Origin of the sequence: Qipengyuania polymorpha (genome assembly GCF_019711435.1) — a bacterium.
GTDB classification, from domain to species: Bacteria; Pseudomonadota; Alphaproteobacteria; order Sphingomonadales; family Sphingomonadaceae; genus Qipengyuania; species Qipengyuania polymorpha.
The window spans coordinates 162899-182082 of record NZ_JAIGNK010000003.1 but is presented as its reverse complement, the minus strand read 5'-3'; the positions used below and the strand labels follow the sequence as shown (position 1 = coordinate 182082).

Annotated in this window: 15 protein-coding genes; 7 read left to right on the top strand and 8 right to left on the bottom strand. The window is 63.7% G+C overall.

Features of this window, described 5'->3' with window-relative positions; translation table 11 throughout:
- Window positions 1–64 precede the first annotated feature (64 nt).
- From K3152_RS09645 to K3152_RS09630, 4 genes are all read right to left on the bottom strand, one after another.
- Window positions 65–466: a hypothetical protein gene (locus tag K3152_RS09645; protein WP_221573915.1), complete on the bottom strand. Its 402-nt coding sequence runs from the start codon at window positions 464–466 to the stop codon at window positions 65–67.
- A 2-nt stretch (window positions 467–468) separates the two neighbouring features.
- Window positions 469–2079, bottom strand: a complete 1611-nt coding sequence (locus tag K3152_RS09640) for a carboxyl transferase domain-containing protein (protein WP_221573914.1) — start codon at window positions 2077–2079, stop codon at window positions 469–471.
- Between the two features lie 3 nt (window positions 2080–2082).
- Complete coding sequence (locus K3152_RS09635; protein WP_221573913.1) at window positions 2083–2712, bottom strand: NYN domain-containing protein; 630 nt, start codon at window positions 2710–2712, stop codon at window positions 2083–2085.
- A 125-nt stretch (window positions 2713–2837) separates the two neighbouring features.
- Entirely contained in the window at window positions 2838–4004 is a 1167-nt protein-coding gene (locus K3152_RS09630) for an isovaleryl-CoA dehydrogenase (protein WP_221573912.1), read from the bottom strand.
- Between the two features lie 156 nt (window positions 4005–4160).
- On the opposite strand from K3152_RS09630, the gene K3152_RS09625 reads away from it, so the two are divergent.
- The 4 genes from K3152_RS09625 to K3152_RS09610 all read left to right on the top strand — a co-directional run bounded on the left by K3152_RS09625 (window position 4161) and on the right by K3152_RS09610 (window position 8504).
- Window positions 4161–5687: a sensor histidine kinase gene (locus K3152_RS09625; protein WP_221573911.1), complete on the top strand. Its 1527-nt coding sequence runs from the start codon at window positions 4161–4163 to the stop codon at window positions 5685–5687.
- 95 nt (window positions 5688–5782) lie between these two features.
- Complete coding sequence (locus K3152_RS09620; protein WP_221573910.1) at window positions 5783–6214, top strand: hypothetical protein; 432 nt, start codon at window positions 5783–5785, stop codon at window positions 6212–6214.
- Complete coding sequence (locus K3152_RS09615; RefSeq protein WP_221573909.1) at window positions 6211–6969, top strand: ATP-binding cassette domain-containing protein; 759 nt, start codon at window positions 6211–6213, stop codon at window positions 6967–6969. The genes K3152_RS09620 and K3152_RS09615 overlap by 4 nt, the downstream gene beginning before the upstream one ends.
- Window positions 6966–8504, top strand: a complete 1539-nt coding sequence (locus K3152_RS09610; RefSeq protein WP_221573908.1) for an ABC transporter permease/substrate-binding protein — start codon at window positions 6966–6968, stop codon at window positions 8502–8504. Before K3152_RS09615 ends, K3152_RS09610 begins: the two co-directional genes overlap by 4 nt.
- Window positions 8505–8519: 15 nt before the next feature.
- On the opposite strand, the gene K3152_RS09605 is transcribed toward K3152_RS09610, so the two are convergent.
- From K3152_RS09605 to lgt, 3 genes are read right to left on the bottom strand one after another with little or no spacing between them, the layout of a single operon-like run.
- Window positions 8520–8930, bottom strand: coding sequence for a DUF2147 domain-containing protein (locus tag K3152_RS09605; protein WP_345719790.1), 411 nt, complete (start codon window positions 8928–8930; stop codon window positions 8520–8522).
- A 60-nt stretch (window positions 8931–8990) separates the two neighbouring features.
- A complete protein-coding gene (locus tag K3152_RS09600) occupies window positions 8991–10046 on the bottom strand; it encodes a class I SAM-dependent methyltransferase (RefSeq protein WP_221573906.1) in 1056 nt (351 codons plus the stop codon).
- On the bottom strand, window positions 10043–10924 hold the full coding sequence (gene lgt / locus K3152_RS09595; RefSeq protein ID WP_221573905.1) for a prolipoprotein diacylglyceryl transferase: 882 nt from the start codon (window positions 10922–10924) through the stop codon (window positions 10043–10045). Before lgt ends, K3152_RS09600 begins: the two co-directional genes overlap by 4 nt.
- 176 nt (window positions 10925–11100) lie before the next feature.
- Between lgt and K3152_RS09590 the strand changes: the two genes are divergently transcribed.
- From K3152_RS09590 to K3152_RS09580, 3 genes are all read left to right on the top strand, one after another.
- Window positions 11101–12801, top strand: a complete 1701-nt coding sequence (locus K3152_RS09590) for a class I adenylate-forming enzyme family protein (RefSeq protein WP_221573904.1) — start codon at window positions 11101–11103, stop codon at window positions 12799–12801.
- On the top strand, window positions 12798–15557 hold the full coding sequence (locus K3152_RS09585) for a [protein-PII] uridylyltransferase (RefSeq protein ID WP_221573903.1): 2760 nt from the start codon (window positions 12798–12800) through the stop codon (window positions 15555–15557). The genes K3152_RS09590 and K3152_RS09585 overlap by 4 nt, the downstream gene beginning before the upstream one ends.
- Window positions 15558–15642: 85 nt before the next feature.
- Window positions 15643–18375 (top strand): TonB-dependent receptor, encoded by a 2733-nt coding sequence (locus K3152_RS09580; RefSeq protein ID WP_221573902.1) that lies wholly within the window; start codon window positions 15643–15645, stop codon window positions 18373–18375.
- A gap of 141 nt (window positions 18376–18516) precedes the next feature.
- On the opposite strand, the gene K3152_RS09575 is transcribed toward K3152_RS09580, so the two are convergent.
- Complete coding sequence (locus K3152_RS09575; protein WP_221573901.1) at window positions 18517–19182, bottom strand: YggS family pyridoxal phosphate-dependent enzyme; 666 nt, start codon at window positions 19180–19182, stop codon at window positions 18517–18519.
- Window positions 19183–19184 lie beyond the last annotated feature (2 nt).

Here is a 19184-nt window from a genome sequence, read left to right as displayed (position 1 = left end):
CTATGTTTTGCCAATGGTTGGAGGGGCTTGGAGGTTCCGCGGGGACTGCCGAATTCGCCTGCGTTCAGTAGCCCTCCGCCCACCTCACGAAAGCGGGGCTGGGCTGCTGGAGGTAATAGGCGACGAGAACCTCGACCATTTCTTCGCGTGCAAAGACATGGTGGGCGGCAGGAGGGCGTGACCGAATCGGAAACAGTCGTGCGAGCCAGCCACGCTTCTCATCGCAGTCTACTGCGCGCGGGCCATCCGAACCCTCGCCGGCGAGGCGCGCGTGGAAATGCGTATCCTCTGAACCTTCGCGCTTTTCTATGACGAACCCTTCAGCCTGTACGGCGGTCTGCATGTAACGCTGCGGGCCGGTGGACAGGATGGCGAATTCATCGTTCTCGTCGAGCGCCTCGAGGCATGCCCTGAGCTGGTCCTCCGTGTCGACCGGCCACTCGCAATGCGCGGTTTGCAGCTGCATCGTCACATCCTGAACACGCCGAATTGCGGCTTCTCTGGTATCGGCGCTTCTAGCGTTGCGGCAAACGCCAGCCCAAGCACGTCGCGCGTCTGCACCGGGTCGATCACGCCGTCGTCCCACAGCCGCGCGGTGGCGTAATACGGATTGCCTTCGTCTTCGTATTTCTGGCGGATCGGGGCCTTGAATTCCTCGGCCTGCTCCTCGGTCCACGTGTCGGCGTCGCGGTGGACGGTGGCGAGGACCGATGCGGCCTGCTCGCCGCCCATGACCGATATGCGGGCGTTGGGCCAGGTGAAGAGGAAGCGCGGGCTGTAGGCGCGGCCGCACATGCCGTAATTGCCCGCGCCGAAGCTGCCGCCGATGACCACGGTGACTTTCGGCACGGTGGCAGTGGCAACGGCAGTCACCAGTTTCGCACCATGCTTGGCGATACCCTCCGCCTCGTATTTCCCGCCGACCATGAAGCCCGAGATGTTCTGGAGGAACAGCAGCGGGATGCGACGCTGGCAGGCAAGCTCGATGAAATGCGCGCCCTTCTGCGCGCTTTCGGAAAAGAGCACGCCGTTGTTGGCGAGAATGGCTACCGGCATGCCCCAGATATGCGCGAAACCGCAGACCAGCGTGCTGCCGTAATGGGCCTTGAATTCGTGGAACTCGGACCCGTCGACCAGACGCGCGATAATTTCCTTAACATCGTAGGGAGCGCGGACATCTTCGGGCACGATGGCGTACAAATCGTCGGCATCGAACTTGGGCGGACGCGGTTCAGCCAATTGTACCCCGGTTGCGGCGGCGTAATTGTCGCCGAGGTGGCTGACGATATCGCGCACGATGGTGAGCGCGTGCTCGTCGTTCTCGGCCAGGTGATCGACCACGCCCGATTTTTTGGCATGGAGATCGCCGCCGCCAAGGTCCTCGGCGCTGATTTCCTCGCCAGTTGCGGCCTTCACGAGCGGGGGACCGGCAAGGAAGATCGTGCCCTGGTTACGCACGATCACTGTCTCGTCGGACATGGCGGGCACATAGGCCCCGCCCGCCGTGCAGCTGCCCATGACACAGGCGATCTGCGGGATGCCGAGCGCGCTCATGTTCGCCTGGTTGAAGAAGATGCGCCCGAAGTGGTCGCGGTCGGGGAAGACCTCGGCCTGGTGCGGCAGATTCGCGCCGCCGCTGTCGACGAGGTAGATGCACGGCAGGCGGTTCTCCTGTGCGATTTCCTGCGCGCGCAGGTGCTTCTTGACCGTCATCGGGTAATAGGTGCCGCCCTTCACGGTGGCATCGTTGCACACGATCATCACCTGCCGGCCCGATACGCGGCCGATCCCGGCGATCATCCCCGCGCCGTTGATTGCGTCCTTCCCATACATGCCGTTGGCGGCAAGCTGGCCGATCTCGAGAAACGGGCTGCCCGGATCGAGCAACCGCTCCACCCGCTCGCGCGGCAAAAGCTTGCCCCGCCCGACATGCCGCTCGCGGCTGCCTTCGGAGCCACCCAGAGCCGCGGCAGCGACGGTGGAGCGCAGGTCAGCTGCGAGCGATTTGTTATGCTCGAAACGCGCCTTGGCGTCGGGCGCCTCGCGGTCGAGTGTGGATGTGAGAACGGGTGCGGTCATCGATTACCAATCGCTGGGCTTTTTGAACTTGCCAACTTTGTCGGTTAGCTCATTGTTAAATTGGGCGTCTTCGAGGGCATTAGGCCCAAATTGGCGAATGAAGTCTGCAAGTGGCTTAAGAGCACCGCTCAGCCTCGTTTTTCTCGAACCGAGAAGAACAATTCTCTTTCCAAACTTGTCTTTGACCAATCTGATAGGCTCTTTCAAATCGCTGTCGTTGCTGATGATCACTGCGACATCAAACAGGTCATCTGCTGCATCCATGAGCAGATATGTAGCCAGATTGACATCAGAACCCTTTTCTTCCGTCTTTACGACGCGAACAGGTTTGTATTGGCCAGCTTTCCACGCAGCTGCGTCAGGCATTGAAACCTCATGCGTAAGGAAGTGTCCAAAATGAACTTCGATTTCGGGTATGGTGGCCAGAGCGCGAAAATAGGTCTCTTGCCGTTGCGGTTGTTTTGGATCGTGAGGCCGAGCGCTGACGCGGGCCGTGAAGTACCGTGTCTTATCGATTCTATTCTTCGGGAGTTGGCTGCACGCAAGCTGATGTATATTCAACCACTTGTGAGGCGAGCGTTTTAGGCAGGCGTAATAGAGATTATAGCCGTCGACATAAACTCTTGTACGCATTTGTGCCCCTCAAAAAGCAACGGCGACCACAAGGGTCGCCGCGCGCCCCGGCACCGAAGCGCCGAGGGAGATATGAGAGCCATATAGAAAATTCGGCGAGAAAGTCAACTTTAAGTTGAGTTGCCTCACCCCGCCGCCCCGATCAGTTCGCGCCCTATGAGCATGCGGCGGATTTCGTTCGTGCCCGCGCCGATGTCGAGCAGTTTGGCATCGCGCATGTAGCGCTCCACCGGCCAGTCGAGCGTGTAGCCTGCGCCGCCCAGTGCCTGGACGCTTTCTGCGGCCACGCGGAAGGCGTTCTCGCTCGCAAGCAGGATTGCGCCTGCCGCATCGAAGCGGGTGGTCTTGTTCGCATCGCAGCTCTTGGCCACCGCATAGGTGTAGGCGCGGGCCGATTGCAGCGCGACATACATGTCGGCGACCTTGGCCTGCATCAGCTGGAAGCTGCCTATGGGCTTGCCGAACTGCTTGCGCTCGCGAAGGTAGGGAATGACCGTGTCGAGGCAGGCCTGCATCACGCCAAGCTGCAAGCCGGAGAGCACCACGCGTTCGTAATCGAGGCCGCTCATCAACACCCCGACGCCGCCGTTTTCGGGGCCCATCACGTTTTCTTCCGGCACGAAGCAGTCGTCGAACACCAGCTCTGCCGTGGGCGAGCCCCGCATGCCGACCTTTTCGATCTTCTGGCCGATCGAGAAGCCGTCGAAATCCTTCTCGATGAGGAAGGTGGTGATACCGCGGCTGGCCGCTTCCGGAGCAGTCTTGGCATAGACCACCAGCGTGTCGGCATAGGTCGCGTTGGTGATCCAGAACTTGGTGCCGTTGAGCACATAGCCGCCATCGACCTTTTCGGCCTTGGTGCGCATCGAGACGACGTCCGACCCGGCGCTCGCCTCGCTCATGGCAAGGCTGCCGACGTGTTCGCCGCTGATGAGTTTGGGCAGGTACTTCGCCTTCTGCGCCTCGTTGCCCCAGCGGGCAATCTGGTTGACGCAGAGGTTGGAATGCGCGCCGTAAGAAAGGCCAACGCTTGCACTCGCGCGGCTGACTTCCTCCACCGCGATAACGTGTTCGAGATAGCCGAGGCCAAGGCCGCCATCGTCTTCCGCCACGGTAATCCCGTGCAGGCCCAGCTCGCCCATCGGCTCCCACAATTCGCGCGGGAACCAGTCCTCGCGGTCGACCTTTTCGGCCAGCGGCTGGATCTGTTCGTCGGCGAAGCGGCCGACGCTTTCACGGATCATCTCGGCGCTTTCGCCAAGCTGGAAATCGAAATCGGGTGTCGCGCGCATGCTCTCTCCTTGGGGCCATCGCGAAAATTCGTATGCGCGAGCGCCTCTAGCGAAGAGGCAGGGATGGGGCAAACGCGATGGTGCAGCTTCTCGCCCGCAAACCACCAAAGCCTTTGTCCTGCAGGCAAATACTGCCTAAAGAGGGCGGCGACGGCGATGTACCAGAAAGACAATATCCTGTGGCCTTCGGGGCAAGAGCCCGATCCTGCCTTTTGCGGCGAGGACGACCGGCTTGCCGTGCTCGCCGCTCACGGGACGGATGCGCTGCAGGACGATGCCGAGCTGCGCGAAATCGCCGACTTCGCAGCGCGGCTTTGCGGAACTCCCGCTGCCACCGTGACCGTGGTGGAACGCGAGGAGCAGCTGTTCCTCGCCCGGACGGGCCTGAAGGAAAGCAGCACGCCGAGCTCGACCAGTTTCTGCGCGCACGCGATGCTCGGGACCGAGCCGCTGGTGGTCGAGGATGCGACGAAGGACGCGAGGTTTGCGGACTTCGAGGTCGTGACCGGAACGATGGGGCTGCGCTTCTATGCTGGCTTTCCGCTCGTCTCGTCCGAAGGTGCCCCGCTGGGCGCGCTCTGCGTTATCGACACCGAGCCACGTCCGGGTGGGCTTACCGAGCTTCAGCGCGAGGGCATGGAAGTGCTCGCCAAGTCGGTCATGCGGCGGATGTCGCAGATGCGGCTCGGCCAAAGCGCGCTGGCTGCAGTCGAGCGGCGCGAAGACGATTTGCGCGATATGATCGACAGCGTGCCCGGCATCGCCTGGATGGGTGATAGCGAGGGCAATTTCCGCTATGTGAACGCCCGGTGGGAAGAGACCACGGGCCTCGACGCGCCGAAACGGACCGAGGATTGGAAAGCGGCAATCCACCCCGAAGACTGGGAGCGCAGCGTCGCCAAGTTCAACGAGACGGTGGCGGCCGGAAAACTGTTCGAGGACGAATGGCGCATCCGCATGGCCGACGGCTCCTATCGCTGGGTCCAGTCGCGGGCGGTCCCGGTCGCGCGTGAAGGGCGCAGCACGCGCTGGTTCGGCACGGTCATCGATATCGACACGACGCATCGCCTGTCCGAATCGCGCGATTTGCTTGCGAGCGAACTGTCGCACCGTATCAAGAACATCTTCGCGGTCGTCTCCGGCCTCATTGCCCTGCGCTCGCGCGGGAAGCCGGAGGTCAAGGAATTCACCGAGGATCTCAACGCCGCCATCCGCGCGCTGGGCACGGCGCATGACTACGTCCGGCCCGACGACGGGCGCGGGGCGGACCGGCTCAAAGGGCTGCTTGAGGACCTGCTGGCACCGTATGAAGGCGCGAAAGGTGAGAGGGTTCATATCTCGGGTGACGATGTCGATATCGGCGCCCGCGCAGCGACACCGCTGGCACTCATCTTCCACGAACTGGCGACCAATGCGGCGAAATACGGCGCGCTGTCGAATGCCGACGGGAAGGTGGAAATCGAAATCAAGCTGCCTTGCGGCGAAGCGGACGAGGTGTGCGTATTCTGGCGAGAGTCCTCCAAGTGCGAGGACGAGCGCGAGAGCAGCGAGGGAGAAGGCTTCGGTTCGCGCATGTTGCGCATGGCTATCGAGGGGCAGTTGGGCGGGCGCTTCACCCGCGCTTTCTCCGACGACGGATTGGACGTGGAAATCGCCTTCCCGCTCAAATCGCTGGGTCGCTGAGCGCCCTCTCGCCAAGCGGCTCTCCATTGCCTAGGGTCGCATAGAACGGGACAACGGAGGCTGGTTTGCGCGCCCTTTTTTCAGTTTCACTCGCTGTGGTTCTTGGGCTTTCGGCCTGCACTCCTGTCGAGGAGGACCCCGGCGGCGATGAAGAGGCGGCATCGACCGAGCCGAGCGACAGCCCCTCCGGCAAACCCGCTCCCGATACCTTCACCGGCACCGCATGGCGCGTCATGGCGGAGGACGGCGCGCGCTATGTCACCATGCTCGACGAAGACGGGACCTATCGCGACCTGCGCAATGGCGACCCTTGGCAGGAAGGCGACTGGACCTATGCCGACGGGCCGGGCGGCAAGCAGCTTTGCCTCAAGCCCGACCACGAGGACGGGCTCGAGCGCTGCTGGCAACCGGGCCGGATGAAGGGCGACACGATGATTGCAACGGGGCCGGGTGAACGCCGCATCGAACTGACTCGCGTCGAATACACCGTGCCCGAAGTGCAAGAGGAAGGCGAAGAGACGGAGTGAGTTCGCCCGCGCTTGCCTTTCAGCAACTGACCAAATCCTATGGCGCGACCGGCGCAGTGCGCGGGGTTTCGCTGGAAATACCCGCAGGGCAATTCGTCGCGCTGGTCGGGGCGAGCGGGTCGGGCAAGTCGACACTGTTGAAAATGGTCAACCGGTTGGTCGAGCCGACCGAGGGGCGCGTGATGTTCGAGGGCGAGGATGTGGCCGACCTGCCGCTCGCCGCGCTGCGTCGCCGCATCGGCTACGTCTTCCAGTCCATCGGCCTGTTCCCGCATATGACCGTAGGCGAGAATATCGCCATCGGGCCGCGGCTGGCGGGCGAGAAACTGGGCGAGGGTCGGATTGCCGAATTGCTGGACCTTGTCGAACTCGACCGCAGCATGGCGGGCCGGATGCCCGATGCACTTTCGGGCGGGCAGCGCCAGCGGGTCGGCGTGGCGCGAGCGCTTGCCGCCGAGCCGCACCTGCTGCTGATGGACGAGCCTTTCGGCGCGCTCGACCCGGTTACGCGCGACGCCTTGGGCGAGCGGGTGCGCGGTCTGCACGAGGAGTTCGGCCTCACCACGGTGATGGTCACGCATGACATGGCCGAGGCGCTGCTGTTGGCCGACCGCGTGCTGGTGATGGACGCGGGATGCATCGTGGCCGACGAGAAGCCCGAAGCGCTCGTCGCAGGTGCTGGCGGTGAAGTTGCGCAGGCACTGGTTGCCGTCCCGCGCCACCAGGCCGAGCGGCTAAAGGAACTCGGCCAGTGAACGGTTTGTGGACCGCGCTCATGGGGCTGGGCGACCAGCTTGCCGCGCATGTCCTGCTGTCGGCGGCGGCCATTGCGCTCGGCATCGCGGTGGCGCTTCCGCTTGCGGTCTGGGCGAGCCGGTCGGACAAGGTCGCGCGCGCTTCGCTCGCCTTTGCCAGCCTTGTGCAGACAATCCCCTCGCTGGCGCTGCTCGCGCTGTTCTTCCCGATATTACTCAGCCTGCGCAGCGTCTTTGGCGAGGGCTTGCCGACGCTCGGTTTCTTGCCTGCGCTGTTGGCGCTGTCGCTTTATGCGCTCTTGCCCATCTTAAGGAATGCAGTCACCGCACAGGCCAATCTCGACCCCGGAGTTATGGAGGCGGCAGAAGGTGTCGGCATGAGTTTCCGCCAGCGTCTCCTGCTGGTCGAGGCCCCGCTGGCCGCACCCTATATCATGGCGGGCATCCGCACCGCTGCGGTCTGGACCATCGGCGCAGCGACGCTCGCCACGACCATCGGCCAGAAAAGCCTCGGCGACCCGATTTTCGCAGGGCTTCAGACGCAGAACTGGGTGCTGGTGCTGGCGGGCTGCATCGCGAGCGCGGGTCTCGCGCTGGTGGCCGACACGCTGCTCGGCCTCATCGAGCGTGGCTTTCGCGAGCGGCGGCGCGGGTCGTGGCTCGGCGGGCTGGCGGCGGTAGCTTTGGGTGTCGGCGCGGCGCTGTTTGCGCAGTTTGGCGCGGGAGAAGACGAAGACCGTATTGTCATCGGGGCCAAGGGCTTCTCCGAGCAATATATCCTCGCGCGCCTCATCGGACAGCGGCTGGAAGCAGCGGGTTTCGCCGTCGAATACCGCGACGGGCTCGGCTCGGCCGTGGCGCATAGCGCGGCCGCGAGCGGGGAGGTCGATGTCTATGTCGACTACACCGGCACCATCTGGGCCAATCAGATGAAGCGCGAGGACAAACTCCCGCGCGGCGAAATGTATGACGCCATCGAGGAATGGGAGACCGAGAACACCGGCCTCGTCCTGCTCGGGCGGCTCGGGTTCGAGAACGCCTATGGCCTTGCCACCACGCAGGAGCGCGCAAACATGACCGGCCTCCAATCCATCGAGGACGTGGCGCGTGTCGCGCCGCAGCTGACCATCGGCGGCGACCCCGAGTTTTTCGAGCGGCCAGAATGGATCGCGGTGCGCGATGCCTACGGCTTGCGGTTTGGCGAGAAGCGCAATTTCTCGCCCACCTTCATGTACAACGCACTGCGCTCGGGCGAGGCGCAGGTCATCGGGGCCTATACTTCGGATGGGCGTATCGAGGCAGACAATCTCACCATCCTTGCCGACCCGAAGGGCGCTTTCCCGAACTACGATGCGGTCATCCTGCTCAGCCCCGAAGCCGGGCGGAACAGCGCGGTGGTGGAGGCACTCCAGCCGCTTGTCGGAGCAATCGATGTGGCGGCCATGCGCGAGGCGAATTATTCGGTCGACCGCGAGGAGGACAAGCTGTCCTTCGACGAAGCCGCGCGGAGGCTGGCGGAGCGCGCGGGGCTGTAGGGGCCTGACCCTAACTCAGCGCGCGCGCTTCCAGGTTTGCGACTGGCAGAAGGGGCCGATGCAGCCCTTAACCTGCAGGGTGGTCGCATTCACGCGGCGGATGATCGAGCGATAGGTCTTGCCGCACTTGGGGTCGTAAATCTGGCCGCGCCATTCGTCGCCGTCCTTGGTGAAGCCGGAGAGCACCGGCATGCCCAGCAGCTTGCGGCTGCGCAATTTGGGGTCGCGATTGTTGACGTCGCGCTGGTCCGCGCCCTGCGGCGGGGCGACGAGGAATTTGGTAATGCGCCCGCAAACCGTGTTGCCGCAATCGCCGATCGTGATGATCGCGTCGCGTTCCTCGGTCAGCCATTTGCCCTCGACCGGCTGGGCAGCGAGCAGCGGTGTGGAGGTGCAAAGGGCAGCGATGGCAAGCAGTCGTTTCACGGCAAATCTCCGGCAGTCACGCAGTGGACGCATGGAGGCTTGCCAGCGTTCCGATGAACCTCAGCCGAAGCCGGCACCGCGCGGAGCTTCCCGAGGCGTAATAGCCATGACCTTGAACAGTTCGCCCATGGCCTCTGCGCTCACGAGCCGGTCATGCGCTTCGGCAATGGCCTTGGCTTGGTCAGGGCTCCGCTGGGTGAGCGCTTGCGCGCGAAGACCGATGCCCATGGCCGACAGCCACTGCCCTTGCGCCGCGGTTTCGACCGCCAGCCCTTCGCGCTTGGCGATATCGGCCAAGGTCGCGAAATCGACTAGCGCGGTGAGGTCCATCTCGCCCGGCGCGTCGAACACGCCGACCTTCTCGTGGCGCTTCACCGCCTGCAGCGTCTCGCCTGTCTGCGGAGCGCGATAGCCATAGTCGATGAACAGCGCTGCGCCGCCTTGCATGTCGATGCGGCGGGCGATGGCCTCGATGATCGCGGCGGCTGCGGGACAGGTCTCGATGACCGTGCCGACCGGCTGGGCGCGGCGTTCCTTGGGAACTGCGTCGTCCATCGGGTTGGGGCCGGCGGCGAACACGAAGTCCTCGCCCTCCAGCGCGACCATGCGTTCGCGCCAGCCCTTTTCGGTCATCACCAGCTGGCGGATGGGCAGCGCGTCGAGGAACTCGTTGGCGACGATGTAGAGCGGGCGGTCCTCGGGCAGGGTGTCGATGCTATCATGGAAGCGCGCTTCGGCCAGCGCGCCCGACTGGACCTCGCGCAGCTTCTCCGAGCCTTCGACAAGGTGCACCGGCGGGCGCAGGCCCTGGCTTCCCATCGCGCGCAGGGCATCGCTCGCCAGCGTTCCGCGACCGGGGCCAAGCTCCACATAGGCGGCATCGGGCCGGCTCGAGCGGCTCCACAAATCGGCCAGCCACAGCCCCACCATCTCGCCGAACATCTGGCTGATTTCGGGCGCGGTGGTGAAGTCGCCGCCAGCACCCAGCGGGTCGCGGCTGGTGTAATAGCGCGCGTTGCTCTCGCCCATATAGCGCGACACGGGCATCGGCCCGTGCCGTTCTATCAGGCGCCGGAAAGTCGCGGCAAGGTCGCTGGCCGACCCGCCGCCGCTCATGCCGTCTGCGGCTTGGGCGCGCTCTTCTTCGCGCCGCCCACCGGGGGCTTCACCAGCGAATAGGCAATGACAGCAAGGCCGATGAGGATCATCGGGACGGACAGCCACTGGCCTTGGCTAAGCCCGGTCTCGACCACGCGGTGCGCAAGATGCGCATCGGGTTCGCGGAAGAACTCGTTGATGAACCGGCCGAGGCCCATGCCCACGGTGAACAGGCCGACAAGGAGGCCCGCACGATAGCGCGCCCGCGTCTTCCAGAAGAGCGCGATGAGCAGCACGCCGAGCAGCAGCCCCTCGAGGCCGGCCTGGTAAAGCTGGCTCGGGTGACGCGCGACATCGCCGCCGGTCGGGAAGACCATGGCCCACGGCAGGTCGCCCTCGACCGGACGCCCGTAAAGCTCGCCATTGATGAAGTTGGCGATACGCCCGAGCATGTAGCCGATCGGTACGTTGACCGCGATGTAATCGCACACACGCAGCCAGTTGAGACCGCCGCGCCATGCCACCCATGTAATCGCCACGAGCACGCCGATGACCCCGCCATGGAAGCTCATCCCGCCGTTCCACAGCTGGAACAGCTGCACGCCGCCGAACAGTTCGGGCTGGTAGAAGGCCGCATAGCCGAGCCGTCCGCCGAGGATGACGCCCAGGGTGCAGTAGAAGAAGAGGTCGTCCGCGTGCCGCTGCGCCAGCGGAGCGCCGGGCGACTTGATCATCTTCGACAGGTGCCAATAGGCGAACAGGATTCCGAAGAGATAGGCGAGCGAATAATAGCGTAGCTGGAAGCTGCCGATCTCGACCAGATAGGGCCGCAGCCCCAGTTCCGCCCACTGGATCGGTTCGGATGCAGCCGCGGTCGCAGCCAGTAGTGACAGCAAGGTCTTATCCCCTTAGAGACATGTGCGAAGGCCGCTTTGCGCGGACCCGTTTCGGGGCGGCTTTTGGCATAGCAGGCTTTTTGGGGAAAGGCTGTCTTGCATGTTTACCGGCATTTCGCCGGAAGCGTGCCTTCGATGCCTCGCGCACCACTTTTGGAGAGGACCAGACCACAGCCATGCCGACACAACTCGACAAGGACATCCAACGCTTCACTGCCGCTGTCACGTCTCCCGGACAGATGTTCGAGACCACCCCCACGACTCGCCGCGGTGTCGAAATGCCCGCTTTCAAGAATGCGCCGCCCAGCCTTGCGCATTACTTCGCCCATTTCTGCAATGAAGAGACGAAGAAGGACACGGTCTTCCTCGTCGATGGCGATCTGCGGATGACCTTTGGTGAAGTCTATGCGGCCGCGACCTGCGTCGCGCATGGCCTCGTGACGAAGCATGGCCTCAAGAAAGGCGACCGTGTCGGCATCGCTGCCCGCAACTCGATCAACTGGATCCTTGCCTATATGGGCACGCTGATGGCGGGCGGCTGCGCGACGCTGCTCAACGGCTGGTGGACCGGCGAGGAAATGGCCTACGGCATCGACCTGTGCGACTGTTCGCTGGTGCTGGCCGACCCGCAGCGCGCCAAGCGGTTCGAGGGGCACGACATCAAGTCCAAGGTCGTCATCTTCGACCATGGCACGCCGTCCGAAGGCCTCGCCGACATCTGGGAGCCGGGCGATACGGCGATGAAGATGCTGGGCCAGATCGGTCCCGAAGACCTCGCGACCATCCTCTACACCTCGGGTTCGACCGGCAATCCCAAGGGTGCCTACTCGGACCACCTCGGGGTCGTTTCGGGCACGATGAACTACGTCGCGCAGACTGCGATGATTTTGCAGATCCTGACAGAACGCGGCGAAGCGCCGACCGTCCAGCCGAGCGCTCTGGTCGCCGTGCCGCTGTTCCACGTCACCGGCGAAGTGCCGCTTTTCCTGCAAAGCTTCGCGCTGGGCCGCAAGCTGGTACTCATGCCCAAGTGGGATGCGCGCGAGGCGCTGCGCCTGCTGGCCGAGGAAAAGATCACCTATTTCGTCGGCGTGCCCCTGATGAGCTACGAAATGGCGACGCATCCCGAGCGCGACCAGTTCGACCTGTCGGAGTGCAAGAGTTTCGCTGCCGGCGGCGCGCCGCGTCCGCCCGAGCATGTGACGAAGATCAAGGAGGCCTTCCCGAACGGCTTCCCGCTGCTGGGCTACGGCCTGACCGAAACCAACGCAGTGGGCTGCGGCAATCTCAACGAGAACTACATCAACAAGCCCGGTTCGACCGGCATGCCGTCCAAACCGCTGGTCGATATGGCCATCCTCGACGATGACGGCAACAAGCTGGCGCAGGGCGAAGTAGGCGAGGTCTGCATCCGCTCGGTCGCCAATTTCCTCGGCTACTGGAAGAACGAGGAAGCGACTGCCGCTGCCTATACGGACGATGCCTATTTCCGCACCGGGGACCTCGGCTACCTCGACGAAGACGACTATCTCTTCATCGTCGACCGCAAGAAGGACATCATCATCCGCGGCGGCGAGAACATCTCCTGCATCGAAGTGGAAGAGGCGATTTACGCGCATCCCGCGGTTGCCGAATGCAGCGTCTTCGGCGTGGCAGACGAGCGGCTGGGCGAAATCCCCGCAGCGGTCTATTTCACGCATGAGGGCAAGGACGTCTCGCCCGAGGAACTGCAGGACTTCTTGCGCGAGCATATCGCGGCCTTCAAGGTGCCCGCGCATCTCTGGCGCTCGAGCGACCATTTGCCGCGCCTCGGCACGCAGAAGGTCGACAAGCGCACGGTCAAGGCCACCTATGCCGAAAGCATAACCGCCGCTTGAGCACGCCTGCGATCCCCGACCAGCGCGCGATCTTCGACCGGCGCGACATCGCGTCCCGGGTGGAAGTGCTGGTCGGGGAGCATGGCGGGAAATCGCGTGCACCGGTCGTCGCGCTGCTGAAGGCCTCGCTCGAAAGCGGGCGCGCGGAAATGGAACGGCGGCTGGAGGCGCGGCCCTCTGCGGGTCATGCCGTGGCTGGAGGCTATTCCTTCCTCATCGACCAGCTCGTGCGGGTTATTCATGAGTATGTGACCGCGCACACCTATCCGAGCCCCAATCGCAGCAAGGGCGAACGGCTCGCCATCATGGCGGTGGGCGGATACGGGCGCAGCGAGATGGCGCCGCATTCGGACGTCGACATCGCCTTCCTCGTCGGCGAGCGCCGCAACGCCTGGTGCGAGCAGGTGGTCGAGGCGATGCTCTACATACTGTGGGATTTGGGGCTGAAGGTCGGCCATTCGACCCGCACGCTCGACGAGGCCATCCGGCTGGCGAAGGACGACCTCACCATCCGCACCGCCCTGCTCGAAGGGCGCTATGTCTGGGGCGACCGCGATCTCTATGAAGAGGGAGAGCGGCGCTATACGCTCGAAGTGGTGAAGGGGAACGAACGCGCCTTCCTCACCCAGAAGCTCGAAGAACGGAACAACCGGCACAAGCGCATGGGCGACAGCCGCTATGTGGTCGAGCCCAATGTTAAGGACGGCAAGGGGGGCTTGCGCGACCTCCAGACGCTCTACTGGATCGGCAAGTTCATCCACCGCGTGACCAATGCGGCCGAACTGGTCGGCGCGGGGCTGATGACGCAGGCCGAATACCGCAGCTTCCGCCGCGCCGAGCGGTTCCTCCTCGCCGTGCGCTGCCACATGCACATCATCACCGGGCGCGCCGAGGACCGATTGACCTTCGACCTCCAGCGGCAGGTGGCCGAGAAGATGAATTTCGCCGACCGACCTGGCAGGCGGGCGGTCGAGCGGTTCATGCAGTTCTATTTCCTGCAGGCGAAACGGGTCGGCAGCCTTACGGGCGTCTTCCTCGCGCATATCGAGGACGATCTGGCCAAGAATTCTGCGCGCAAGGGCTTCTTTGCCGGCTGGCGGCCCAAGGCGCGCGATGTGAAGGGTTACCGCGTGTTCGGCGGGCGGATCGCTGCCCCGTCCGACGACTGGTTTGCCAAGGACCCGGTGCGGCTCGTCGAAATCTTCCAGATTGCCGAGAGCGAGGGGCTGGAAATCCACCCCGAGACGATGCGGCAGGCGGGGCGCGATGCGAAGCTCATCGACAACGAGGTGCGCGAGGATGCCCGCGCCAATGCGCTGTTCCTTGACCTGCTGTGCGGCCGAAACGACCCCGAAATGGTGCTGCGCTGGATGAACGAGGCGGGCGTGTTCGGTCGCTTCGTGCCCGATTTCGGCAAGGTCAACGCGCAGATGCAGTTCGACATGTACCACCACTATACGGTGGACGAGCACACCATCCGCGCCATCGGCCTTCTCAATAGAATCGAGAAGGGTGAGCTCAAGGACGACCACCCGCGCGCCACCCGCCTCATCCACAAGGTGAATTCGCGGCGCGTGGCCTATGTCGCCGCGCTGCTGCACGACATCGCCAAGGGGCGCGGCGGCGACCATTCGGTGCTCGGCGCGGAAGTGGCGCATGAATTGTGCCCGCGCTTCGGGCTGTCTGAGGGCGAGACCGAGCTGGTGGCCTGGCTCGTGCTCAACCACCTGCTGATGAGCCACACTGCGCAAAAACGCGATCTCACCGACCCCAAGACCATCGAGGACTATGTCGGGCAGGTGCAGAGCATCGAGCGCCTGCGCCATCTCGCCATCCTGACCGCCGTCGACATCCGCGCGGTTGGACCGGGGACGTGGAACAGCTGGAAAGGCCAGTTGCTGGGCGAGCTCTACGATGTGTCCTCGGAACGCTTGCGGCTTGGTCACATGCGCCACGGGCGCAAGGAAAAGGTGGCCGCCAAGCGGGCTCAGGTCGCCGAACTGCTCGGCGACAAAGCCGCGCTGGTCGAGCAGCACGGCGCGAGCTTCGGCGATGCCTACTGGATTGCCGAGCCCACCGATATCATCGCGCTCAATCTCGCGCATTACGCCGCGGCGCGGGAATTGAGCCACGATCTCTCGGTCCATTGCGAATATTACGAGGCGCGCGGGGCAACGCTGGTTACCGTCATCGCAGCCGACCATCCGGGCCTGTTCTACCGCATCGCGGGCGGTATCCATCTGGCCGGCGGCAATATCATCGATGCGCGCATCCATACTTCGCGCACCGGCTGGGCGCTCGACAATTTCCTCGTGCAGGACCCGCATGGCGCGCCGTTTCGCGAGGAACAGCAGCTCGAGCGCTTGAAGAAGAGCATTGCCGACGCGCTTGCCAATCGCATCGACCTGACGCCCAAGCTGGCGCAGCGCCCGCTTGCGCACAGCCGCTCCAAGGCCTTCGACGTCAATCCGAGAGTGCTGTTCGACAACAAGGCATCGAACCGATTCACCGTAATCGAGGTCAATGCCCGCGACAGGCCTGCACTTTTGAACAGGCTGGCGCGTGTCCTCTTCGAGCAGCGCCTCGTGGTCCATTCCGCCCACATCACCAATTATGGCGAGCGCGCCGTGGATACGTTTTACGTTACGGATCTTACGGGCGGGAAGCTTGCCGAAGGCGAGCGCCAGAACCGCCTCGAGGCCCGGCTGGTCGAAGCAGCAGGTGATGCACTACAGGCACGGTTGGAAGACGCCTAGCATACGTTTGCAGGAAGATTGTTGCGCGATTGTCGCAAATCCTGCATCGATTCGCATGAGAGAACACCAGGAGAGAGGGTTACTCATGCGAACCACTACGCTTTCGTTGCGCGCGCTTGCCTTGCTTGGCGCAGGTTTCACCATGCTGCCGCAGGCGGCTCTGGCACAGTCCACCGCCGATGAAGGCGACATGGTCGACAATGCCGATGTCGACGACGGCGCGCCGGTCATCGTCGTGACCGCGCAGGGCCGTGCCCAGAACCTCGCCGACGTGCCGGTCGCCATCTCGGCTGTCTCGTCCGAAACGCTCGAAAATTCCGGCACCAGCGACATTCGCGAACTGAACCAGGTCGCTCCGTCGCTGCTCGTCTCCTCGACGGGCAACGAAGCCAATGGTTCGGCCCGTATCCGCGGCATCGGTACCGTGGGTGACAACCCCGGCCTCGAAAGCTCGGTCGCGGTCTTCGTCGATGGCGTCTACCGCTCGCGTTCGGGTAACGCGCTTTCCGAACTCGGCCCGCTCGACCGCATCGAAATCCTGCGCGGTCCGCAGGGTACGCTGGGCGGACGTAACTCCACGGCCGGCATGATTTCGATCTACACGGCAGAGCCCGAGTTCAACTTCGGCGGCTATGCCGATTTCACCTATGGCAATTACGATGCGATCCGCGTCGAGGGCGGCGTCAACGCTCCGCTCGGTGAGACCGTGGCAGCGCGCATCGACGGCGTCTGGTTCCAGCGCGACGGTTTTTACAACGATGTCATCAACGATACCGACGTCAACAACCGCGACCGCTATCTCGTACGCGCCCAGGCGCTGTTCGAGCCCAATGAGGACATCAGCTTCCGCCTCGTCGGCGACTATTCGAAGAAAGACGAAGCTTGTTGCGCGGCGACCTTCGTGCAGCCCGACTTCGCGCCCTATGCGCGCATTTCGCCGGGCCTCAACGGATTTAATCGTCCGGAGCCGGGGTCGCCAGCGCTGACGAGCACCGATAACCCCATCATCGGAGTCTTGCTCGCTCTCGGCCAGGACCCTCGCGCCCTGACACAGTCGACCTTCGACCGTGATATCTATGTGACCCCGGGGCGTTCCTACGATGGCGAAACCGAAGATTACGGCATCTCCGGCGAGCTCAACTGGAACCTCGGGGGCGCCAACCTGACCTCGATTACCGCTTACCGCGAATATTCCAACAATCAGGCCTCGGATACGGATTATACGCAGATCGATATCCTCTACCGTGCCCCGGGCCCCGATGCAGGTGCGCGCGAGTTCGGGACCTTCACGCAAGAGTTCCGCCTGAACGGCGAAGCTTTCGACGACCGGCTCGACTGGCTGGTTGGCGCTTATTATGCGAATGAAGACCTGCAGGTGCGCGATAACCTGCGCTTCGGCTCGGATTATGGCGCGTTCGCTCCATGCCGCGTCATCCAGGCAGTCGACGTTCGTCTAATCGATCCGAGCGCAACCGGCTGTATCAACGACACCGGCCGCGCCATCCTGCTTGCCGCGAACGGTGGTGCAGGCGCCTTTGGGCCTGCTACCCCGCTGATCTTTGCTGGTCTCGATACGCTGGCACAGGTCAATGATGTCGGGGGTACGGGGGATGTCTACAATCAGACGAGCGAGAATTTCGCCGTCTTCACGCATAACATCATCCACCTCACCGACCGGCTCGATTTGACCCTGGGCCTTCGCTACACCAGCGAAACCAAGGATTTCGATGCCACCTTCAGCAACGACAACGAGGTGTGCGCCCAACAAAGAGCTCTGACGGGCGGCTTGCTGGCCACGCCGCTGGCTCCCCTTGGCGGTGCCCTCATCGCATTGTCTTGCCAGGGTAACTCGACGGCCGAACTTGATGGCGTCTCGCTTGCCGACACGCGCGATGAAGACAAGTTCACCGGCACCGCCATCCTCAGCTGGAAGCCGGTCGACGATGTCATGGTCTACGGATCCTATTCGCGCGGCTACAAGGCGGGCGGCTTCAACCTCGACCGTTCGGCGCTCGGAAACCCGGTCACCTTCAATGTCGCCAATATCGACCCGGTGACACTGCAGTTCGACGAGGAAACGGTCGATGCTTACGAGGTCGGCATCAAGTATTCGGATCGCCAGTGGAGCCTCGGCCTCACTGCCTTCCGGCAGGAGTTCAGCAACTTCCAGCTGAACACCTTCAACGGCTCGGTCTTCCTCGTGCAGAACATCAACGGCTGCGGCAGCGACCTCGATGGCGACGACCGGGATACGAGCCCGACGACCGGGTCCTGCGATGCGGACGACATTACGCCGGGCGTGGTCTCGCAGGGTTTCGAATTCGAGGCGTCCCTGTCTCCCGTTCGCAACGTCAACATGACCGTGGGCATCACCCATGCCGACACCCGCTATGCCGATAATCTGGTCGGCAGCGAGGAGGGCGCTCCGCTCGACCCGGCGCTGCGTCTGTTGCCGGGCGACAACCTGTCGAACGCACCACAGTGGGTAGGCACCAGCTCCTTCACCTGGACGCCCGACATCGGCGGCTCGGGCATGAAGGGTCTGTTCTTCGTGAACGCCCGCATGACCGGCGATTACAACACCGGTTCGGACCTGCTCTACGGCAAGGAACAGGACTCCTATGTCGTGGTGAACGGCCGTATCGGCCTCACCAACATCGCGGATCGTTTCGCGATCGAGGGATGGGTGCAGAACGCCTTCGACCAGGACTATACGCAGGTGGCCTTCAACACCCCCTTCATTGCTTCGCAGCAGACCTATTCGGCCTTCCTCGCCGAGCCGCGCACCTATGGTGTCACGGTTCGCGCCGAGTTCTGAGCCGGACTGACATGAGAAACGAGAAGGGGCGCTCTCGGGCGCCCTTTCTTTTTGCGCTATCGCTACGCTGCTTGAGCGCGCTCATATCTGCGCTACCGCTTTGCTGCTTGAGCGCGGGTGGGCGTTGTCACATTAGGACGCTCAGCCCTGACGTTCACCGAAAAGGGCCGTACCGACGCGGATATGCGTTGCGCCGAGCATGATGGCGGTCTCGAAATCGCCGCTCATGCCCATGCTGCGGCCTTCGAGGCCGTGGTCTCGCGCCAGCTTGTCGAGAAAGGCGAAGAAGGGGGCAGGCTCGATATCGGCGGGCGGCAGGCACATCAGGCCCGCGAGCGGGATATCGGCATCGCGCGCCTGCGTCAGCAGCGCGGGCAGTTCGCTTACCGGGCAGCCACCCTTTTGCGGCTCGTCGCCCACGTCGACCTGCACGAAGCAGGGCACCTGTCGGCCGGTCTTGTCGAAGGCTTTCGCCAGCGCCTTCACCAGGCTCGGCCGGTCGAGCGAGTGGATGACATCGAACAGCGCGGCGGCATCCTCCGCCTTGTTCGACTGGAGCTGGCCGACGAGGTGCAACTGCACGCCCGGATGCGCCTCGCGCAGCGCGGGCCATTTCTCCTGCGCTTCCTGCACGCGGTTCTCGCCGAAATGGCGGTGACCTTCGAGAAGCAAGGGCTCGATAGCCGAGGCCGGATGTTTCTTGCTCACCGCGACGAGCGTCACCTCGCCCGGGTCGCGGCGCGCGCGCTTGCACACCTGCGCGATATTGTTGCGGACCGAAGCGAGCGGAGTGTCTGCCTTTTCCATCG